Source organism: Frankia casuarinae, from assembly GCF_000013345.1.
Lineage (GTDB): Bacteria > Actinomycetota > Actinomycetes > Frankiales > Frankiaceae > Frankia > Frankia casuarinae.
Genome location: NC_007777.1, coordinates 4,518,557 through 4,535,147, shown reverse-complemented (window position 1 = coordinate 4,535,147; position 16,591 = coordinate 4,518,557). Strand labels below are relative to the sequence as shown.

The following is a 16,591-nucleotide window of genomic DNA, read 5'->3' as shown; positions in this document are numbered from 1 at the left end:
GTGAGCCCTGATACATAGACTGCGAGCATGGTCCGGCGCACCCAGACCCTCGTGGTCGCGTCGGTACTGGCCTTGGTTCTCGTGGTCGCGGGGCTGTGGATGCCGGTACCGTTCGTCACCTTGGCCCCCGGGCCGGTCACCGACACCCTCGGCAGCGTTGACGGGACGTCCTTGATCACCGTGGACGGCCGGCGGACCTATCCGACCGCCGGCAAGCTCGAACTGACCACGGTCGAGGAGACGCCCCGGCTCAACCTCGTCACCGCGCTGCGGGACTGGTCCGACTCCGACCGGGCGGTGGTCCCCAGCGAGCTGATCAGGCCGCCCGGTTCGAGCCAGGAGCAGATCCAGCAGGAGAACGCGCAGGCGATGCTCGACTCACAGGACCAGGCGACCGCGGCAGCGCTCGCGCAGCTCGGTATCGCGCCCACCGGCCGTTCGGTCGCGGTCGCCGGGGTCCCCACGGGCTCCCCGGCCACCGGCAAGCTGATGCCGGGCGATGTGATCGTGCAGGTCGGTGGGATGGCCGTGGCCAACCAGGAGGAGCTGCGCCGGCAGATCGGGAAGGTGGCTCCGGGCCATCCTGTGACGGTCACCTATCGGCGCGACGGAAAGACGGCCACGGCCACCGTCACGACCCGGGCCGCCACCGACGACCCCGCTCGTGCCATGATCGGTGTCACCACGACGGAGAAGCGGACCTACCCGTTCACGGTTCGTATCCGCATCTCCGATGTCGGCGGGCCGAGTGCCGGGCTGATGTTCGCGATGGGCATCGTGGACCTTCTCACCCCCGGCGCGTTGACCGGAGGAAAGATCATTGCTGGCACCGGGACGATCACCTCCGCCGGTGAGGTGGGACCGATCGGCGGTATCCAGCAGAAGATCCTCGGGGCCAGGGCGTCCGGGGCATCGATCTTCCTGGTCCCCGCGGGGAACTGCGGTGACGCCCGCGCGATCGGCTCCGGCGGTCCGCGCCTGGTGAAGGTGGAATCGCTGGCGGGCGCGCTGAAGGCCGTCGACGCCCTCCGGACGAATCCGGCCGCGGCGGTGCCCTCCTGCTGAGCGCGCCCCATCCGCGTGCCATGCGCCATCCGCGTGCCCGGTGGCGCCGTTGTGCCCGGTGGCGCCGGAAGAGGGCGGGCGGCTGCCGTGCGCCGCCGCCCGCCGGGTCGACTCACTGGAAGGTCGCGAGCAGTCCGTCGACGAGGTTGTCGGCCAGATCCGGATCGATGACGAGTTCGTCGTCCCCGCGGACTCGCAGGCAGGACGCGTGCAGCCCGCTGCGGGTGACCCCGACGGCGAGGCGGACGTCCTGGCGTTCGGGATGGTTCGCCGCCCAGTACTCGATCTCGTGATCGGAGTACGGAGCCTCCTCCTCCGCGCTGGGCGGCAGGACGACAAGCTCGGTGACCAGCACGCATCCGAGCACCTCCGGCGGCCATCCGATCCCCGCCAGCACCTCGTCGAGCCGCCCCACCGGCAGCGGTTCCTGCTCGACCGGGGTCAGCGACCCAGGCGGGGAGTCTCCGATGTGGGGGGCCAGCGCGGGTTCTCGCGCCAGCAGGTCGGCGGTGTCGGCCAGCGCGTAGACCTGGCTGGGCTGATCCCACCCGGAATCGGCGACGTGCCGCTCGACCTCGAGTACGACGGAGGTCAACTCCGTGATGTTCGGGCTGTTCACCGACCCATCCTCTCCGATCTCCCCCAGAGCCCCTGGCGTAGGTTGCCGTACTAGGGCGGTACGCGCCCCGAATCACCGAATCACCGACGCACGGAGGAACCTGTGGCAACCACCAGTCGCCGCCCGGTGCTGACCCGCACCAAGGTGCTCGTGCCGGTGCTGCTTGTCATCGTCCTCGCGATTACGATCATCGCCATCTTCACCCGGCTATACACTGACCTGCTGTTCTACCGCTCGATCGACTTCAGCAGGGTGTTCACCACTGTCCTCTACACCCGGATTTTGCTGTTCGTCCTCTTCGGCGTGGTAATGGCGATCATCGTCGGGACCAACATCGTACTTGCGTACCGGCTACGGCCGCCGCTTCGGCCGTTGTCGACCGAGCAGCAGAACCTGGAACGCTACCGGTCGGTGATCGAGCCGTATATGCTGCTGATCCTGCTCGCGGTCACGACGCTGTTCGGCCTGGCCGCGGGCCTGTCCGCCGCCGGCCAGTGGCGGACGTGGCTGCTGTGGGTGAACGGCGAGTCTTTCGGGACCCCTGATCTGCAGTTTCACCGGGATATCAGCTATTACGCGTTCAGCTATCCCTTCCAGCGGTTCCTGCTCGGCTTCCTGCTGACCGCGGTGCTGCTGTCGTTGCTCGTCACCCTGCTGACCCACTACCTGTTCGGCGGAATCCGGATGCAGACCACGGGGGAACGGGTGACCCCGGCGGCGAAGGCGCACATCTCGGTGCTACTCGGGCTGCTCGCCCTGCTTAAGGCGTGGGCGTACTACCTCGACCGGTTCGGCTCGGTGTTCTCCTCGCGCGGGGTGGGGACCGGTGCGTCCTACACCGATGTGCACGCCGTGCTGCCGGCGAAGCTGATCCTGCTGTTCATCTCGCTGGCCTGCGCGGTGCTGTTCATCTACAACATCTTCCAGCGGGGCTGGACGCTGCCGCTGCTCGGCGCGGGCATCCTTGTCCTGTCCTCGGTGGTGATCGGCGGGATCTACCCGGCGATCGTCCAGCAGTTCCAGGTCCGGCCGAACGAGGCGACCCGCGAGGAGCCCTACATCGCGCGCAACATCGCGGCGACCCGGGCCGCCTACGGCATCCAGGACGTCGAGCCGCAGGACTATGCCGCCAGCACCGACGTCACCGCCCAGCAGGTCGCCGCCGACACCGGCACGGTCCCCAACATCCGTCTACTCGACCCCAGCAAACTCTCCCGGACGTTCCAGCAGCTCCAGCAGTTCCGCGGCTACTATGGTTTCCCGCCGACGCTCGACGTCGACCGGTACACCGTCACAGGGGCGGACAAGAAGTCGACGACCCAGGACTACGTGGTATCGGTGCGGGAGCTGAACCAGGCCGGGCTGGGAACGCAGCAGCGCAACTGGATCAACGAGCACCTGACCTATACCCACGGCAAGGGATTTGTCGCGGCGCCGTCGAACACCGTCGACGTGGGGCGCCCCGACTTCGATCACGGCGTGAGCGGTTTCCCGCAGGACGGTACCTTCGGTATCAAGGAGAACCGGGTCTACTTCGGGGAGATGTCGCCGTCGTATTCCATCGTCGGCACCAGGCAGATGGAGATCGATGGGCCGGGGCCGGGAGAAACCCAGGTCACCACGACCTACCAGGGCGACGGTGGGGTCTCGATCGGCTCGACCTTCCGTCGGGCGCTGTTCGCGCTGCGGTTCGGGGAGAAGAACATCCTGCTCTCCGGTGACATCACGAAGAACTCCCGGATCCTGGACGAGCGAAACCCGCGGGACCGGGTGAGCAAGGCAGCGCCCTGGCTCACCCTCGACGGAGACCCGTACCCGGCGATCGTCAATGGCCGGGTGACCTGGATTCTCGATGGTTACACAACCTCCGACGGCTATCCTTACTCCGCCCGGCGCACCCTGGGTGACGTGACCGCCGACTCGGTGACCACCCAGAGTGGCAACCGCACCCGGCAGGCCTCGAACCAGGTCAACTACATCCGTAACTCGGTGAAGGCGACGGTGGACGCCTACAACGGCACCGTCACCCTCTACGCCTGGGACGAGTCCGACCCGGTGCTACGGACCTGGATGAAGGCGTTCCCGGACACGGTGAAGCCGAAGAGTGACATCCCGCCGTCCCTCCGAGCACACTTGCGTTATCCGGAGGACCTGTTCAAGGTCCAGCGCGATCTGATCGGGCAGTACCACATCTCCAACCCGCGGGACTTCTACTCCCAGGAGGACTTCTGGGATGTGTCCGACTCGCCGGATGGAAGCGGGCAACCCCAGCCGCCGTTCTACGTCTACAGCCAGCTTCCCGGGCGCAAAGACCCGTCCTACAACCTCACCTCACCGTTGATCTCCGCCCGGTCCTCGAAGCTCGCGGCGTACATGGCGGTGTCCAGTGACCCCGCCAACTACGGCCGGTTCACCCTGCTCAAACTGCCGGCGGGGAACACGATCAACGGTCCGGTCCAGGTGCAGAACGCCATCGAGGGCAACGGCGACGTGGCCAAACAGCTGTCGCTATGGCGCAGCGGGGGAGCGACCACGATCGAGGGCAACCTGCTGACCCTGCCCCTGGCCGGCGGCCTGCTCTACGTCGAGCCCTACTACGTCCAGGCCAGAGGGAGCACCGGCTACCCGACCCTGCAGGGGGTCGCCACGGCCTTCGGCGACCGCATCGGTTTCGGTGCCTCGCTGGGTGAGGCCCTGGACAAGGTCTTCGGTGCCGGTGCCGGTGCCGCGGCGGCCGGGGCCGGCATCGGGGCCACGACCACGGACGCCGGTCAGGACGGCACGCCGGCTCCCAGATCCGGGCAGGGCGGGGCCGGCGTCCCGCCGCCGGGGCAGACCGCGCTGCAGGACGCCGTGGGCGACGCCGACCGCGCCTACCAGGCGGGGCAGGACGCCCTGCGCAAGAGCCCGCCGGACTTCACCGCCTACGGGAAGGCCCAGAGCGAGCTGGCTGATGCGCTGGGTCGCCTGCGTACTCTGTCGAGTCCGGCGGCGACACCGCCCGCTGCCACGGCGACACGGGCCGGTGCGTCGGTGCCCGCGTCACCGGTCCCCGCGTCACCGGCAGCCAAACCACCGGCTCCGTCTCCTTCGGCGACCGTGGCCGGCGGCGACACTCCCGGTCCACCGGGGGCCCGGGCCGCCCCGGCGCCCGGCTAGTCCCGAAAGTTCCGAAATTGGGGCCGCCATCGATTTGACAGCCGCCGATGGCGGCCCTGTATAGTGAAGACACACCGACGCGGGGTGGAGCAGCTCGGTAGCTCGCTGGGCTCATAACCCAGAGGTCACAGGTTCAAATCCTGTCCCCGCTACCAGTCGAAAGTACCCTCGGAAAGTTTTTCCGAGGGTACTTTCGCATTTAGGCAGGCATGCATCATTATCACGGGCCGTATCACGGGCCGTTTTCATCGGAATCCGTCCGCTCCTTCCGCCGGTTGGCGACCCGGGCGCCCGGCCGGGATGCGCGCCGACGCCCGGCGGCGCGGGGCCCGGATTGGCGGTCGTCCGAGCCCGGGACGCACAGTGGTGGCCCGGGAGCCGCCCCGGCATGGCGGCCGTCGGCGGCGGGTTCTCCCGCGGCGGGGCCCGTTCCGGGATCAGCGGGGGGTGGTTCCCGGGGTTCGCCACGGGCTTGCCGGACGCACCGCCTCGGCCGCCCGCATCAGCGCTTGGGCCAGCCGGCGGGCCTCGTCCGGATCCAGGTAGGCCGCGGCAAGGGTGTCGAGCATGGGCGCATCCAACCGGAGCAGGATGACCGGAGCCTTCCCGGCGCTCGCCGGTGGCTCGGGACGTACCGTTATCTCCGCCTGCCCGATCCGGGTAACCATAATGCCGTCCTGCGGGTCATGGTGGACCAGCGCCATGTTCACCCCATCGTGTGTCCGGGCCGAGATATTTGACGTTCGTTGCATATGTTGGACTCTTGTTGTGGCCGCTTGGTTGTTCCCGTCGGCGGTACAAACGGTGACACCCCCGAACCGCATGCCCGCCCGCGTCGCCGCGCCCGTCGGCCCGTCGGCAGGTTCTGCGCCCTATCGATGTTCGACCCGGCCCGGCTTCCCCTCCGCGCCCGGCGGCCCGCGCTGTCGGCGTCCGGACGTTTCAGCGTGCTCCCCACGTGTAGGTCTGCTTGACCAGCCGCAGGTAGACGAACGTCTCGGTGGCGAGGACCTGTGGCAGGGCGCGGATCTGCTCGTTGATCAGTTCGAGCAGGTGCTCGTCGTTCTCGGCGACGATCTCCACGATGAGATCGAAGGATCCGGCCGTCAGGACGACGTAATCGACCTCGGGCAGCGCGGCAATCGTGTCGGCGACGACGCGGGTGTCCCCGGTGACCCGCACCCCGATCATCGCCTCCCGGTGGAAGCCCACCCGGAGCGGGTCGGTGACGGCGACGATCTGCATGATGCCGGCGTCGAGTAGACGCTGCACCCGTTGGCGCACGGCCGCCTCGGAGAGCCCGACCGCCGCCGCCATGGCCGCGTAGGACCGCCGGCCGTCCTGCTGCAGCTGCTCGATGATGGCCTTGTTGACATCGTCCAGCAGGGTATCGGAGCTAAGTCGCTGGCCGGGCGACCGTCGCGACTGCACCCGGCGTCCTCCTCGGTCCTCCGTGGCGGTTCCCCACGCCCGTTCACGCTGGCCTGCCCCTGCTGCCATCGTATGGCCGTCGATGAGTGAACTGGGAAGCGATCCTTATCCACGCAATCTTCGACGGATTCCATCGTCAAGCTGCCGATCAGGCTACGCTTTCAGTGGCTGATCGGTGGAAAGGATGCGTGGCTAGTGTCGAATATGACTGCCTCCGGGAGCGGTGTGACCCGGGTCGTTGCGCGGGCCAGGGTCGCGGAGCTGGCCGCGCGCGAGTCCGCCCGCCTCGACGTCCGCACCCGGGGCTCGGAGGCGCTGCATGCGCGGGCGGTGCGGTCGATGACCTCCGGGGTGCCGTCGTCCTACCAGGTGCGTGATCCCTGGCCGATCTACCTCACCCGCGGTCTCGGGTCGAAGGTCTGGGACGTCGACGGCAACGAGTACTCCGACTTCCACAACGGGTTCGGTTCGATGGTGCAGGGGCACGCCCACCCGGCGATCGTGCGGGCCGTGACCGAGCGGGTGGCGCTCGGTACGCACTTCGCGATGCCCACCGAGGACTGCGTGGTGGTCAGCGAGGAGTTGGCCCGCCGCTTCGGCCTGCCGCAGTGGCGCTATGTCAACTCCGGCTCCGAGGCGACGATGGACGCGATCCGCATCGCCCGCGGCGTCACCGGCCGCGACACGATCGTCAAGATCTTCGGTTCGTACCACGGGCACCACGACTACGTGATGGTGTCGATCGGGACCCCGTACGACGACATCGGTCCGGCCGAGAACATGAACTCGTTGGGTTACGGTGCCGGGATCCCCCGGGTGGTCGTCGACCTCACGGTGCCGGTCCCCTTCAACGACGCTCCGGCGATGGAGCGGCGGATCGCCGCGCTCGCCGCCGAGGGACGCCTGCCCGCCTGTGTGATCATGGAGCCGGCGATGATGAACCTCGGCGTCGTCCTGCCGGAGCCCGGTTACCTGGCGGCGGTCCGGGAGATCACCTCCCGGTACGGGGTTATCCTGATCTTCGACGAGGTCAAGACGGGGCTGTGCGTGGCGGCCGGTGGGGCCACCGAGAGGTTCGGCGTGCGCCCGGACCTGGTGACCCTGGCCAAGGCGCTCGGTGGCGGGCTGCCGTCCGGGGCGATCGGCGCGACGGCGGAACTGATGGAGGCCGTGGCCTCGGACCGGGTGAAACAGGTCGGCACGTACAACGGCAACCCGCTGACCATGGCCGCCGCCCGGGCGAGCCTGTTCGAGGTGCTCACTCCCGACGCCTACACCCACCTCGATCGGCTGGGTGGCCGGTTGACCGCCGGCTGCGACGAGATCCTGACCCGGCACGGCATTCCCGGCTACACCGTCGGCATCAGCTCGAAGGGATGCGTGCACTTCACCGACGCCCCGATCCGTGACTACACCTCGTTCATGGCGCACCAGAACGCCGAGTTGCCCGAACTGGCCTGGCTCTACAACGCCAACCGCAACGTCCTCATGGCGCCCGGGCGCGAGGAGGAGTGGACGTTGTCGGTGCAGCACACCGACGCCGATGTCGACCGCTACCTCGACAGCCTCGACCAGATGGCCCGGGACCTCGTCGGCTGAGCCGGCCCGATCCCCCAGGAGGGACAGAGACATGGATGCGATCTTCGCCAATCTCATCGGTGGCGTCTCCACCCCGGCCGTCGATGGCGAGACAATGTCCATCCTGAACCCGTCGACGGCGGACCTGCTGGCGCAGGCACCCCGGTCGGGGCCGGCCGACGTCGACGCGGCCGTGGCGGCCGCGAGCGCGGCGTTCGAGGGCTGGCGGGACACCACGCCCGCGCAGCGGTCCCGGGCACTGCTGCGGGTGGCCGACGCGCTGGAGGACCGGGCCGACGAGGTCGCGGCGGTGGAGAGCGCGAACACCGGCAAACCGCTGCGGCTCACCGTGGACGAGGAGGTCGGGCCGTCCGCCGACCAGATCCGGTTCTTCGCCGGGGCCGCGCGGCTGCTCGAGGGCCGGTCGGCCGGCGAGTACCTGGCGGGGTACACCAGTTATGTCCGCCGCGAGCCCATCGGGGTCTGTGCCCAGGTCACGCCCTGGAACTACCCGCTGATGATGGCGGTCTGGAAGGTCGCGCCGGCGATCGCGGCGGGCAACACCGTCGTGCTCAAGCCCTCCGACACCACCCCGGCGTCCAGCCTGCTGCTTGCCGAGATCGCCGCGGAGTTCCTCCCGCCCGGCGTGCTCAACGTGGTGTGTGGTGATCGTGACACCGGACGCGCGCTGGTGGCCCATCCGGGCCCGGCGATGGTCTCGGTGACCGGCAGCGTGCGGGCCGGGATGGAGATCGCCCGGGCCGCGGCGGACTCCTTGAAGAGGGTGCACCTCGAACTCGGGGGCAAGGCGCCGGTCATCGTCTTCGACGACGTGGATCCGGCGGTGGTGGCGCGGCAGATCGCCGAGGCCGCGTACTTCAACGCCGGCCAGGACTGCACGGCGGCGACCAGGGTGCTGGCCGCGCCGGGCGTCCACGACGAGCTCGCAGCCGCCCTGGCCGAGGCGGCCGGGAAGACCGCGACTGGATCGCCGGAGGAGCCCGACGTCGACTACGGGCCCCTCAACAACGCGGGCCAACTGGCCCGGGTGAGCGGTTTCGTGGAGCGGGCACCTGAACATGCCGAGGTGCTCGCCGGCGGTGCTCCGCTGGACCGGGCGGGCTACTTCTACCCGGCCACGGTCGTCTCGGGTCTGCGCCAGGACGACGAGCTCATCCAGTCCGAGGTGTTCGGCCCGATCATCACGGTGCAGCGGTTTGACTCGGAGGACACCGCGGTTGCCTGGGCCAACGGGGTCGAATACGGCCTGGCCTCCAGCGTCTGGACCCGCGATCACGGCCGGGCCCTGCGGGTCGCCCGCCGGCTGGACTTCGGCTGCGTATGGATCAACACGCACATCCGGCTCGTGGCGGAGATGCCGCACGGTGGGTTCAAGAAGAGCGGGTACGGCAAGGATCTGTCGGTCTACGGCCTGGAGGACTACACCAGGATCAAGCATGTGATGAGCAACATCGAATTCTGACCATCAGGTTCTGACCACCAGGTCAGAAGCGGTCGGGCGCGGGGAGGCGGGTACGAGTCCCGGGCCGGCTCCCGGGGTAGGCCGTGGAAGTAGGATGGTGTGCTTCGAGCGGGGGCAGGTGGGTGGCGGCGAGTCGCGGGTGGGTGGTGGCGAGTGAGGAAGAATCCAGCCTCGGTCGTGGCATCGGCAGACGGGACGACGAGCACCGGGGGCGGCCGTGCCCATGGCGTGCCCCGGGTGGGCCCGCTGACCTCCCGCTTCGTCACGGTCCACGGGTACCGGCGGTGCTATCTGCGGGCCGGGCGCGGGCCGGTTCTACTGCTCATCCACGGCATCGGGGACAACGCGCGCACCTGGGCCTCGATCATCCCGAAGTTGGCCCGCCGGCACACCGTCATCGCTCCCGACCTGCTGGGACACGGCGAGTCGGACAAACCGCGCGGTGACTACTCGGTGGCCGGCTACGCGTGCGGCATGCGTGACCTGCTCACCATCCTCGGAGTCGAGCGCGCCACGGTCGTCGGACACTCGCTGGGCGGCGGGGTGGCCATGCAGTTCGCCTACCAGTTCCCGGAGCGCTGCGAGCGGTTGGTGCTGGTCGCCACCGGCGGGGTCGGGCCGCACCTGCATCCCGCGCTGCGGGCGGCGGCCGTGCCCGGAGCCGGGGCGGTGCTTTCCCTGATCGGCATGCCGCCGGTGCGGGTCGCCGGCTGGGCCGGAATGCACGCGCTGCGCCTGCTGCACACCGATCTCGGGCGGGACGCCGACGATCTCCTGAACGTCTTCGACTCGCTGGGCGTACCCACCGCGCGGGCGGCGTTCCTGCGCACGCTACGGTCGGCGGTGGACGGGCGTGGGCAGTCCATCACGATGCTGGACCGGTGCTACCTCGCCGCCGGGATGCCCTCGCTGATCGTCTGGGGTGACCGGGATGCCGTCATCCCGGTTGAGCACGCGTGGATGGCGCACGAGGCGATGCCGGGGAGCCGCCTGGAGATCTTTTCCGGTGCCGGGCATTTCCCCCATCACACTGACCCCGAACGCTTCCGGGCGGTTCTCGAGGATTTTCTGGCGACCACCCGGCCGGCGAGTCACTCCCCGCAGCAGTGGCGGACGATGCTGCGTGAGCACGGCCGCTCGACCAGGACCACGGAAGTGTCCGCGCCCGCCGTCCAGCCGTCGGGCGCGCGTTCGGCCCCGGCGGAAGCCGCGGGTCGTGGCCTCACCCGGAGCCGATAAACGGGCACGGCTGCCGGCCACCGCGGGGCCGGGATCCGCCGTTATACGTTCACCGAGGTGACCCGTCGCATCGGAGCGGAGCCGCTATGCATCCACGACCCGGTTGGCCATCCATAGCCATGCCTTGCGGGAAGTCACCCGGTGAGATGCGTCGGTGCCGTTCTCGGCTGAACCGCTCTCGCGGAAGGTCTTCCCGGTCACCGATGGATCCGGCCAGCCGAGGATCAAGGACTCTCGTACCTCTTGGCGTGCCGCCTGTTCGGGCCAGAGTCTTCGCGTGATGCGCTGTCTTCCGGCGCGGGTCTGCATTAACTGGTCGGCACCCGCTATCGTGGAGTTCAACGGGCAGGCCGACGTCAATATGGCCTATCCTTGGTGGCGTAACACCAAAGTCCTCTCAAATCTCGGAGGTCGACCCTTGGCACGCCGTGCACGACTCAGCTGGCCCCAGGAACGGCGCCAGGCGAGTGAGGTAGTTGTCCGTCGGGTCGACCCCGGTCGGGGCTGGACCCTGGAACAGGCTCGTGACCTGCTACGACAGGGATACTCCGTCGAGCATGTGGCGGAACGCACCGGGTTTCCGGAGCAGATGCTGAAAGTCGCCGAGGAGGACTGAGTGCAGCCTCCCGCCATCCCGGTGTCAAGAAAGTGCCACGATGCGCCATCGTCGGCTGCCGGCGCGGGAGTGAGTGTTATCCCTTTCGTGGTCAATCCGCAGGTTCGGGGAACCGATCTTTCCCTGGTGATCGAGGGCGACGCCGGCTATAGCTTGCACGGCGCTATCCTAACCAGCAGTGATATGACGGTGTGCCGGAGTCGCGTCACGCTGCGCACAACTGAATCAACGACTTCGCCTGGTTGACTACCCAATTCGTCTGACCTTGGCGCACCTACGACAGTCGCGTCACCGGGCACCTCTGCTGGCTATGCCCGGGTGGCACCCGTCACGCGTACCAGCCGGCGTAGATGGTCACTGTAGACCGCATCGAGCCCGTAGCCGGCTAGCCGGGTCAGTGTGGTTGTTCGTTGCGCATCCCACCCGAACACGGCGATACCCAGGTCGTGGAGAACACCGACGATGCCGGCCCGTGGTGGGGTCCATTCACGCGCGCGCAGGTTGAGGGCGGTGACTCCGACGGCCCGGAGTTCATCGCCGTACGCGGTCATTCCGCCGCCGGTGACGATGTCGCGGATCGACGTCGAGTTCACCAGCCGGACGTCGTCATCCAGCGGTCGGTATTTCGCTAGGTCCGTGAGCCCGCCGCACAGCCACAGCCGCCTCGCGGCCTCGCCGCCACCGGCCTCGCGGGCGACGGTGACGACGGCCGCCGCCGCGTCCGCCCAGCTGCCCGGCGGGCCCTTCAGATCAAGACTGAACTCGAAGGACGTACCCAGCTGCGCGTAGAACTCCGCGAGGGTTGGCAGCCACCCCGGCAGGCGGTCGGCGGTCAGGTCGGGAATCCGCCGACGCCGCCCGGGCGGGCCGAACACACCGTCATGATGCAGGACCGGAACGCCGTCGGCGGCGAGCCAGACGTCCGACTCCAGCCCACTCGCCCCGCCGGCCAGAGCGCGACGGAACGCGGGCAGGGAGTTCTCCCGCTGGCCGGGGGCGGGAGAACCACGATGCGCAAAACCGATCATGAAGAGCCGTTGAACGACTGCAGCGCGACGTTGTGGAGATGCCCGTTGGTGGTGAGCACCGTGCCGTGTCCCGGCCCCCGGCGCCCGCCCAGGTCGGTGAACCGGCCACCGGCCTCCTCGACGATGACCTGGAGCGCGGCCATGTCCCAGAGCGACACCTCGGGCTCGCAGGCGAGGTCCACGGCGCCCTCGGCGACCATCATGTGCGACCAGAAGTCGCCGTAGGCGCGGGTCCGCCAGACCTGGCCGGCGAGGTGGAGGAACTCCTCCAGCCGGTCGGCGGTCTGCCAGCCCTCGACGGAGGCGAAGGACAGGAAGGCGTCACCCAGGCTGGTGACCGAGGAGACCTTCAGGGCACGGGTGTCGCCGGTGGCGTCGCGAGTGAAGGCGCCGGTGCCCCGGGCTCCCCACCACCGTCGGCTCATCGCCGGGGCGCTCGCGACCCCGACGACCATCTCGCCGTCCACCTCGAGTCCGAGCAGGGTGCCCCAGACGGGCACGCCGCGCACGAAGTTCTTGGTGCCGTCAACGGGGTCCAGGATCCAGCGCCGGCGGGCGCCCGATCCGACGAGACCCTCCTCCTCGCCGAGCACGGCGTCGCCCGGCCGGGCCACGGCGAGCCGTTTGCGGATCATGGACTCGACGGCGGTGTCGGCGTCGGAGACCGGGGTGTTGTCCGGCTTCGACTCGACGTGCAGGTCTACTGCCTGGAATCGGGAAAGAGTGATCCGGTCGGCGGCGTCCGCGAGGCTGAGCGCGAGGGCCAGATCGTCGGCGATGGCGACGGTGTCGGAGTCCGCGGTCGGTTCGATGCTCACGGATGCGGGGTTAGGCGGGGTCACGCCTGCGAGACTACGAGCCGAGCCCCACCGCGCGTCGGTGGTCCCGGGCGCCGGACACCAGGTGGCGGGGTTAGTGTGACCAATCTCCCGATCTATTGCGATCAAGGTGAGGCTCCGCGGGTGCCGAGCAGCCGGCGCAGGCTCGCCAGCCGGGCGGCGTCGGCATGGCCGTCCCGCACCGCCGAGTCCAGGGCGCAGTCGGGGGACGGCGCCAGGTGCTGGCATCCGGGCTGACAGTGCGCGGCGGCCGCGGCGAGGTCCTCGAAGGCGCGCAGCACGCGGTCCGGGGACACCGCGCCGAGCCCGAACGACCGGACACCCGGGGTGTCCACGACAGTGCCCCCCTGGGGCAGCCGCAGTGCGACAGCGGCCGACGAGGTGTGCCGGCCGCGGCCGGTCACGGCGTTGACCTCGCCGATCGCCCGGTCCGCCGCCGGCACCAGCCGGTTCACCAGGGTGGACTTGCCGACCCCGCTGTGCCCGAACAGCACACTGACCCGATTGGTCAGCAGCTCCAGCAGCGCGCGCAGGTCCCCACCGGGGCGCGTGGTCACGACGGGGAGTCCGAGTGGGCGGTACAGGTCCACCAGCGCTGCCGGATCCGCGAGATCCGTCTTGGTCAGGCACAGGACCGGGGAGAGCCCGCCGTCGTAGGCGGCGACCAGGCATCGGTCGATCAGGCCGGGCCGCGGCGGCGGATCGGTGACCGCGCAGACGATGACCAGGACGTCGGCGTTCGCGACGATCGGGCGTTCCACCGGATCGCTGTCGTCGGGGGTGCGCCGCAGGACGCTCGTGCGTTCCTCGCGGCGGACGATGCGCGCCAAGAGGCCCGCCGCCCCGGAGACATCTCCCACGAGGGCCACCCGGTCACCGACTATCACGGAGGTCCGGCGCATCGACCCACCGCGCACGGCCGCGACCAGGCGGTCGGCCATCGTGTCGAGCCGGCAGGTGTACCGGCCGCGGTCGACACCCACTACCACCGCCGCGACCGCCTCGGCATGGTCGGGCCGGTCCCGGGTCCGGGGGCGCGATCCCCGGCTCGGCCGGACCCGGACGTCGTCCTCGTCCAGCTCGCGGGCCATCGGACTAGCCGCCGGCGCTGTCGGTCGGACCCGGGGGGCAGCCGGCCTGGCCTGGGGGGCGTCGCGTCGCGCCGCTCATTGGTCCAGCATCGCCGTCCACATCTCGGGGAAGTCCGGCACCGTCTTGCCGGTCGTCGCGATGTCGTCGATGACGATCCCGGGCACCACGAGGCCGACCACCGCGTAGGCCATCGCCAGCCGATGATCGGCGTGCGGGTCGAGCCGGGCGCCGTGCAGGGGCGCCGGACTGATCGCCAGCCCGTCGTCGGCGACGGTGATCCGTGCGCCCAGGCGACCGAGTTCGAGGGCCAGGGCGGCCAGCCGGTCGGTCTCCTGCAGCCGCAGGTGCGCGATGCCCCGTAGCCGTGACGGCGAGTCGGCGAGCACGGCGAGGGCGGTCAGTATCGGAGCGGCTTCCCCGAAGTCGGACAGATCGACGTCGATCCCGTGGACGGCACCGGCGCCGGTGATCTCCAGGCCCGCCGACGTGCGCCGGGCCGTGCCTCCCATCGCCACCAGCAGATCGGGCAGCAGCCGGCCGGGCTGCTCGGTCGACTCCGGCCAGTCCGAGATCATCACCCGCCCGCCGGTGGCGACCGCCGCCGCGAGGAAGGCCGCCGCGCTGTTCATGTCCGGTTCGATGGTCCGGTCCGCGGCGGTCGGCCGGCCCGGTTCGACGCGCCAGCGCCGGGTGTCCGCCACCGGGCCGGCCGCGGGGGAGCACACGGCGTCGACCTCGACCGTGGCACCGGCGGCCCGTAGATCCGCGACGGTCATGTCCAGGTAGGGAGCCGATGGCAGCCGGGACCCGCGGTGGACGACCGTCACCCCGGTGTCGTAGTGCGGGGAGGCGAGGAGCAGCCCCGAGACAAGCTGGCTGGAGTGGGAGGCATCCACGATCACCTCGCCGCCACGCAGCCGCCCTCGGCCGTGCACGGTGAAGGGCATTCGGTCGCCGTCGATCTCGGCGCCGAGCTCGCGCAGCGCGCCGAGCAGCGGGGTGAGCGGACGCTCGCGCATCCGCGCGTCTCCGTCAAAGACGACGTCGCCGCGGGTCAGCGTGGCCAGTGCCGGGGTGAAGCGCGCCACGGTGCCCGCGTTTCCGCACTCCGCGCGCGCGGTGGGTGCGGCGCTCGGTGTCGGGTGGCCGTGGACGACCCAGTCGGGACCCTCGGTGGATACTTCGATACCCAACGTCCTCAGCACCCCGGCCATCAGCAGGGTGTCGCGGGAGCGCAGCGCACCCCGCAGCCGGGAGGTTCCGTTCGCCAGCGCGGCGAGCACGAGTGCCCGGTTTGTGCCGGACTTCGAGCCGGGCACCGCGACGACGGCCTCGACCGGTTGCCGTGCGAGTGGAGCCGGCCACGGATCGGACTGCGTTCCGGTGGCTTCGCTACCCGTCAGGATGCTCACCATGACAGCATGCCGGACGACGGCCCGGGTCAACCGCGTCCTCGTGACATGCGCCGGCCGACACCTGATTCCCGACACCTGATTCCCGCCACCTGATTCCCGACACCCGATTCCCGCCGGCCGGCACGGGGACGAGGCCCGGCTCCTGGGAATCGCGGCCGTCCTCGAACGCCTCGCCCCCTGGCCCGCGTGGACCGACCGCCGCGCCGGATCTTAGGCGGACCGGCGGGCCGAGGCGATGAGATGGATGCCGATGGACTCACCCTCACGCTCGGCGGAGAGTTCCACCTCCGTGCGTACCAGGGTGGGGAAGCACGAGACGTCCTCGGCGACCGCGCGCTTGACCGCCTCCGCGGAGAGCACGGTGCGCGGGCGGATCCAGTCCACGTCGAGCCCTGCGCTGGTCAGCAGTGCCCGAAGTTCCTCGGGCCAGAAACACCGGGTGATCGTTCCGTCTTCCGCCGGCACGAGTACCACGTCCGCCCGCGGGACGTCGGACAGCTCCGCCCAGCGGTGCTGTTCGGCGAGCCGGGCGAGTCCGAGCAGCAGGGAATCGACGCAGAGCAGCAGCTGGCCGCCCGGCCGCAGCATCCGATGGATCTCCTCCAGGATGGTCTCGGTGGCGAGGCAGAACGACAGCGCCCGAGCCTCGGCGAGGACGGCGTCAAAGGAACCGGGAGCGAACCAGTCCAGCGAGCGGGGGTCCCCCACCACCGGCAGAAGCGTTCCGGGACCGCTTGCCGGATCGGGTGGCAGGGCGCTGGTGACCACCCGGACGACCTGATGGCCGGTGCTCACCATCTGGCGGGCGAAGCGGGCCCGCGGGCCGGAGACGTCGAGCACCCGCGCGGGCCGGGACGGCAGCCATTCGCGGAGCTGGACCGCCGCGACCTCTTCGTAGAACGCCCAGTATGGGTCGTCACTGTTGGCTGGAGCCTCGCAGACCAGGGTGTTCGCTCGTCCGCGAGACGGACCCGGATCGGCGTCGGGGCCAGGCGGCATGAAACGTTCCTACCCTTCGAGGGGCGAT

At 69.9% G+C, this 16,591-nt stretch carries 14 protein-coding genes and 1 tRNA gene; 7 read left to right on the top strand and 8 right to left on the bottom strand.

Translation table 11 applies throughout. The features are described 5' to 3' along the window. Positions 1-27 precede the first annotated feature (27 nt). A complete protein-coding gene (locus FRANCCI3_RS19110; protein WP_011438158.1) occupies positions 28-1,065 on the top strand; it encodes a YlbL family protein in 1,038 nt (345 codons plus the stop codon). 112 nt (positions 1,066-1,177) lie between these two features. On the opposite strand, the gene FRANCCI3_RS19105 is transcribed toward FRANCCI3_RS19110, so the two are convergent. Beyond that, positions 1,178-1,684 (bottom strand): PPA1309 family protein, encoded by a 507-nt coding sequence (locus tag FRANCCI3_RS19105; protein WP_011438157.1) that lies wholly within the window; start codon positions 1,682-1,684, stop codon positions 1,178-1,180. 102 nt (positions 1,685-1,786) lie between these two features. On the opposite strand from FRANCCI3_RS19105, the gene FRANCCI3_RS19100 reads away from it, so the two are divergent. After that, a complete protein-coding gene (locus FRANCCI3_RS19100; RefSeq protein WP_011438156.1) occupies positions 1,787-4,843 on the top strand; it encodes a UPF0182 family membrane protein in 3,057 nt (1,018 codons plus the stop codon). Between the two features lie 78 nt (positions 4,844-4,921). Continuing rightward, a tRNA-Met gene (locus FRANCCI3_RS19095) sits at positions 4,922-4,998 on the top strand. Positions 4,999-5,280: 282 nt separating this feature from the next. Here the strand turns inward: FRANCCI3_RS19095 and FRANCCI3_RS19090 are convergent. Beyond that, positions 5,281-5,595 carry a DUF6907 domain-containing protein gene (locus FRANCCI3_RS19090; RefSeq protein ID WP_023841369.1) on the bottom strand — a complete coding sequence of 105 codons (315 nt, stop codon included), beginning with the start codon at positions 5,593-5,595 and terminating at the stop codon, positions 5,281-5,283. 190 nt (positions 5,596-5,785) lie between these two features. Next, positions 5,786-6,274: an Lrp/AsnC family transcriptional regulator gene (locus FRANCCI3_RS19085; protein WP_011438154.1), complete on the bottom strand. Its 489-nt coding sequence runs from the start codon at positions 6,272-6,274 to the stop codon at positions 5,786-5,788. Positions 6,275-6,478: 204 nt separating this feature from the next. On the opposite strand from FRANCCI3_RS19085, the gene FRANCCI3_RS19080 reads away from it, so the two are divergent. The 4 genes from FRANCCI3_RS19080 (at position 6,479) to FRANCCI3_RS24975 (ending at position 11,190) form a co-directional block, all read left to right on the top strand. Then, entirely contained in the window at positions 6,479-7,873 is a 1,395-nt protein-coding gene (locus FRANCCI3_RS19080; protein WP_173645826.1) for an aspartate aminotransferase family protein, read from the top strand. Positions 7,874-7,904: 31 nt separating this feature from the next. Continuing rightward, a complete protein-coding gene (locus FRANCCI3_RS19075) occupies positions 7,905-9,335 on the top strand; it encodes a gamma-aminobutyraldehyde dehydrogenase (protein ID WP_011438152.1) in 1,431 nt (476 codons plus the stop codon). 177 nt (positions 9,336-9,512) lie between these two features. Next, on the top strand, positions 9,513-10,574 hold the full coding sequence (locus FRANCCI3_RS19070) for an alpha/beta fold hydrolase (protein ID WP_200923112.1): 1,062 nt from the start codon (positions 9,513-9,515) through the stop codon (positions 10,572-10,574). Between the two features lie 418 nt (positions 10,575-10,992). Continuing rightward, positions 10,993-11,190 carry a hypothetical protein gene (locus FRANCCI3_RS24975; RefSeq protein ID WP_035729797.1) on the top strand — a complete coding sequence of 66 codons (198 nt, stop codon included), beginning with the start codon at positions 10,993-10,995 and terminating at the stop codon, positions 11,188-11,190. Between the two features lie 308 nt (positions 11,191-11,498). Here FRANCCI3_RS24975 and FRANCCI3_RS19065 read toward each other — a convergent pair whose 3' ends face one another. The 5 genes from FRANCCI3_RS19065 to FRANCCI3_RS19045 form a co-directional block, all read right to left on the bottom strand. Beyond that, the gene (locus tag FRANCCI3_RS19065; protein WP_011438149.1) at positions 11,499-12,218 is read right to left on the bottom strand and encodes a glycerophosphodiester phosphodiesterase; all 720 of its coding nucleotides are present in this window, start codon (positions 12,216-12,218) and stop codon (positions 11,499-11,501) included. Continuing rightward, on the bottom strand, positions 12,215-13,060 hold the full coding sequence (gene hisN, locus FRANCCI3_RS19060; RefSeq protein ID WP_035729794.1) for a histidinol-phosphatase: 846 nt from the start codon (positions 13,058-13,060) through the stop codon (positions 12,215-12,217). The genes FRANCCI3_RS19065 and hisN overlap by 4 nt, the downstream gene beginning before the upstream one ends. 101 nt (positions 13,061-13,161) lie before the next feature. Next, complete coding sequence (rsgA, locus tag FRANCCI3_RS19055; protein WP_011438147.1) at positions 13,162-14,148, bottom strand: ribosome small subunit-dependent GTPase A; 987 nt, start codon at positions 14,146-14,148, stop codon at positions 13,162-13,164. Between the two features lie 75 nt (positions 14,149-14,223). Beyond that, positions 14,224-15,564 carry a 3-phosphoshikimate 1-carboxyvinyltransferase gene (aroA, locus tag FRANCCI3_RS19050; protein ID WP_011438146.1) on the bottom strand — a complete coding sequence of 447 codons (1,341 nt, stop codon included), beginning with the start codon at positions 15,562-15,564 and terminating at the stop codon, positions 14,224-14,226. 210 nt (positions 15,565-15,774) lie between these two features. Further along, entirely contained in the window at positions 15,775-16,563 is a 789-nt protein-coding gene (locus tag FRANCCI3_RS19045; protein ID WP_011438145.1) for a methyltransferase domain-containing protein, read from the bottom strand. Positions 16,564-16,591 lie beyond the last annotated feature (28 nt).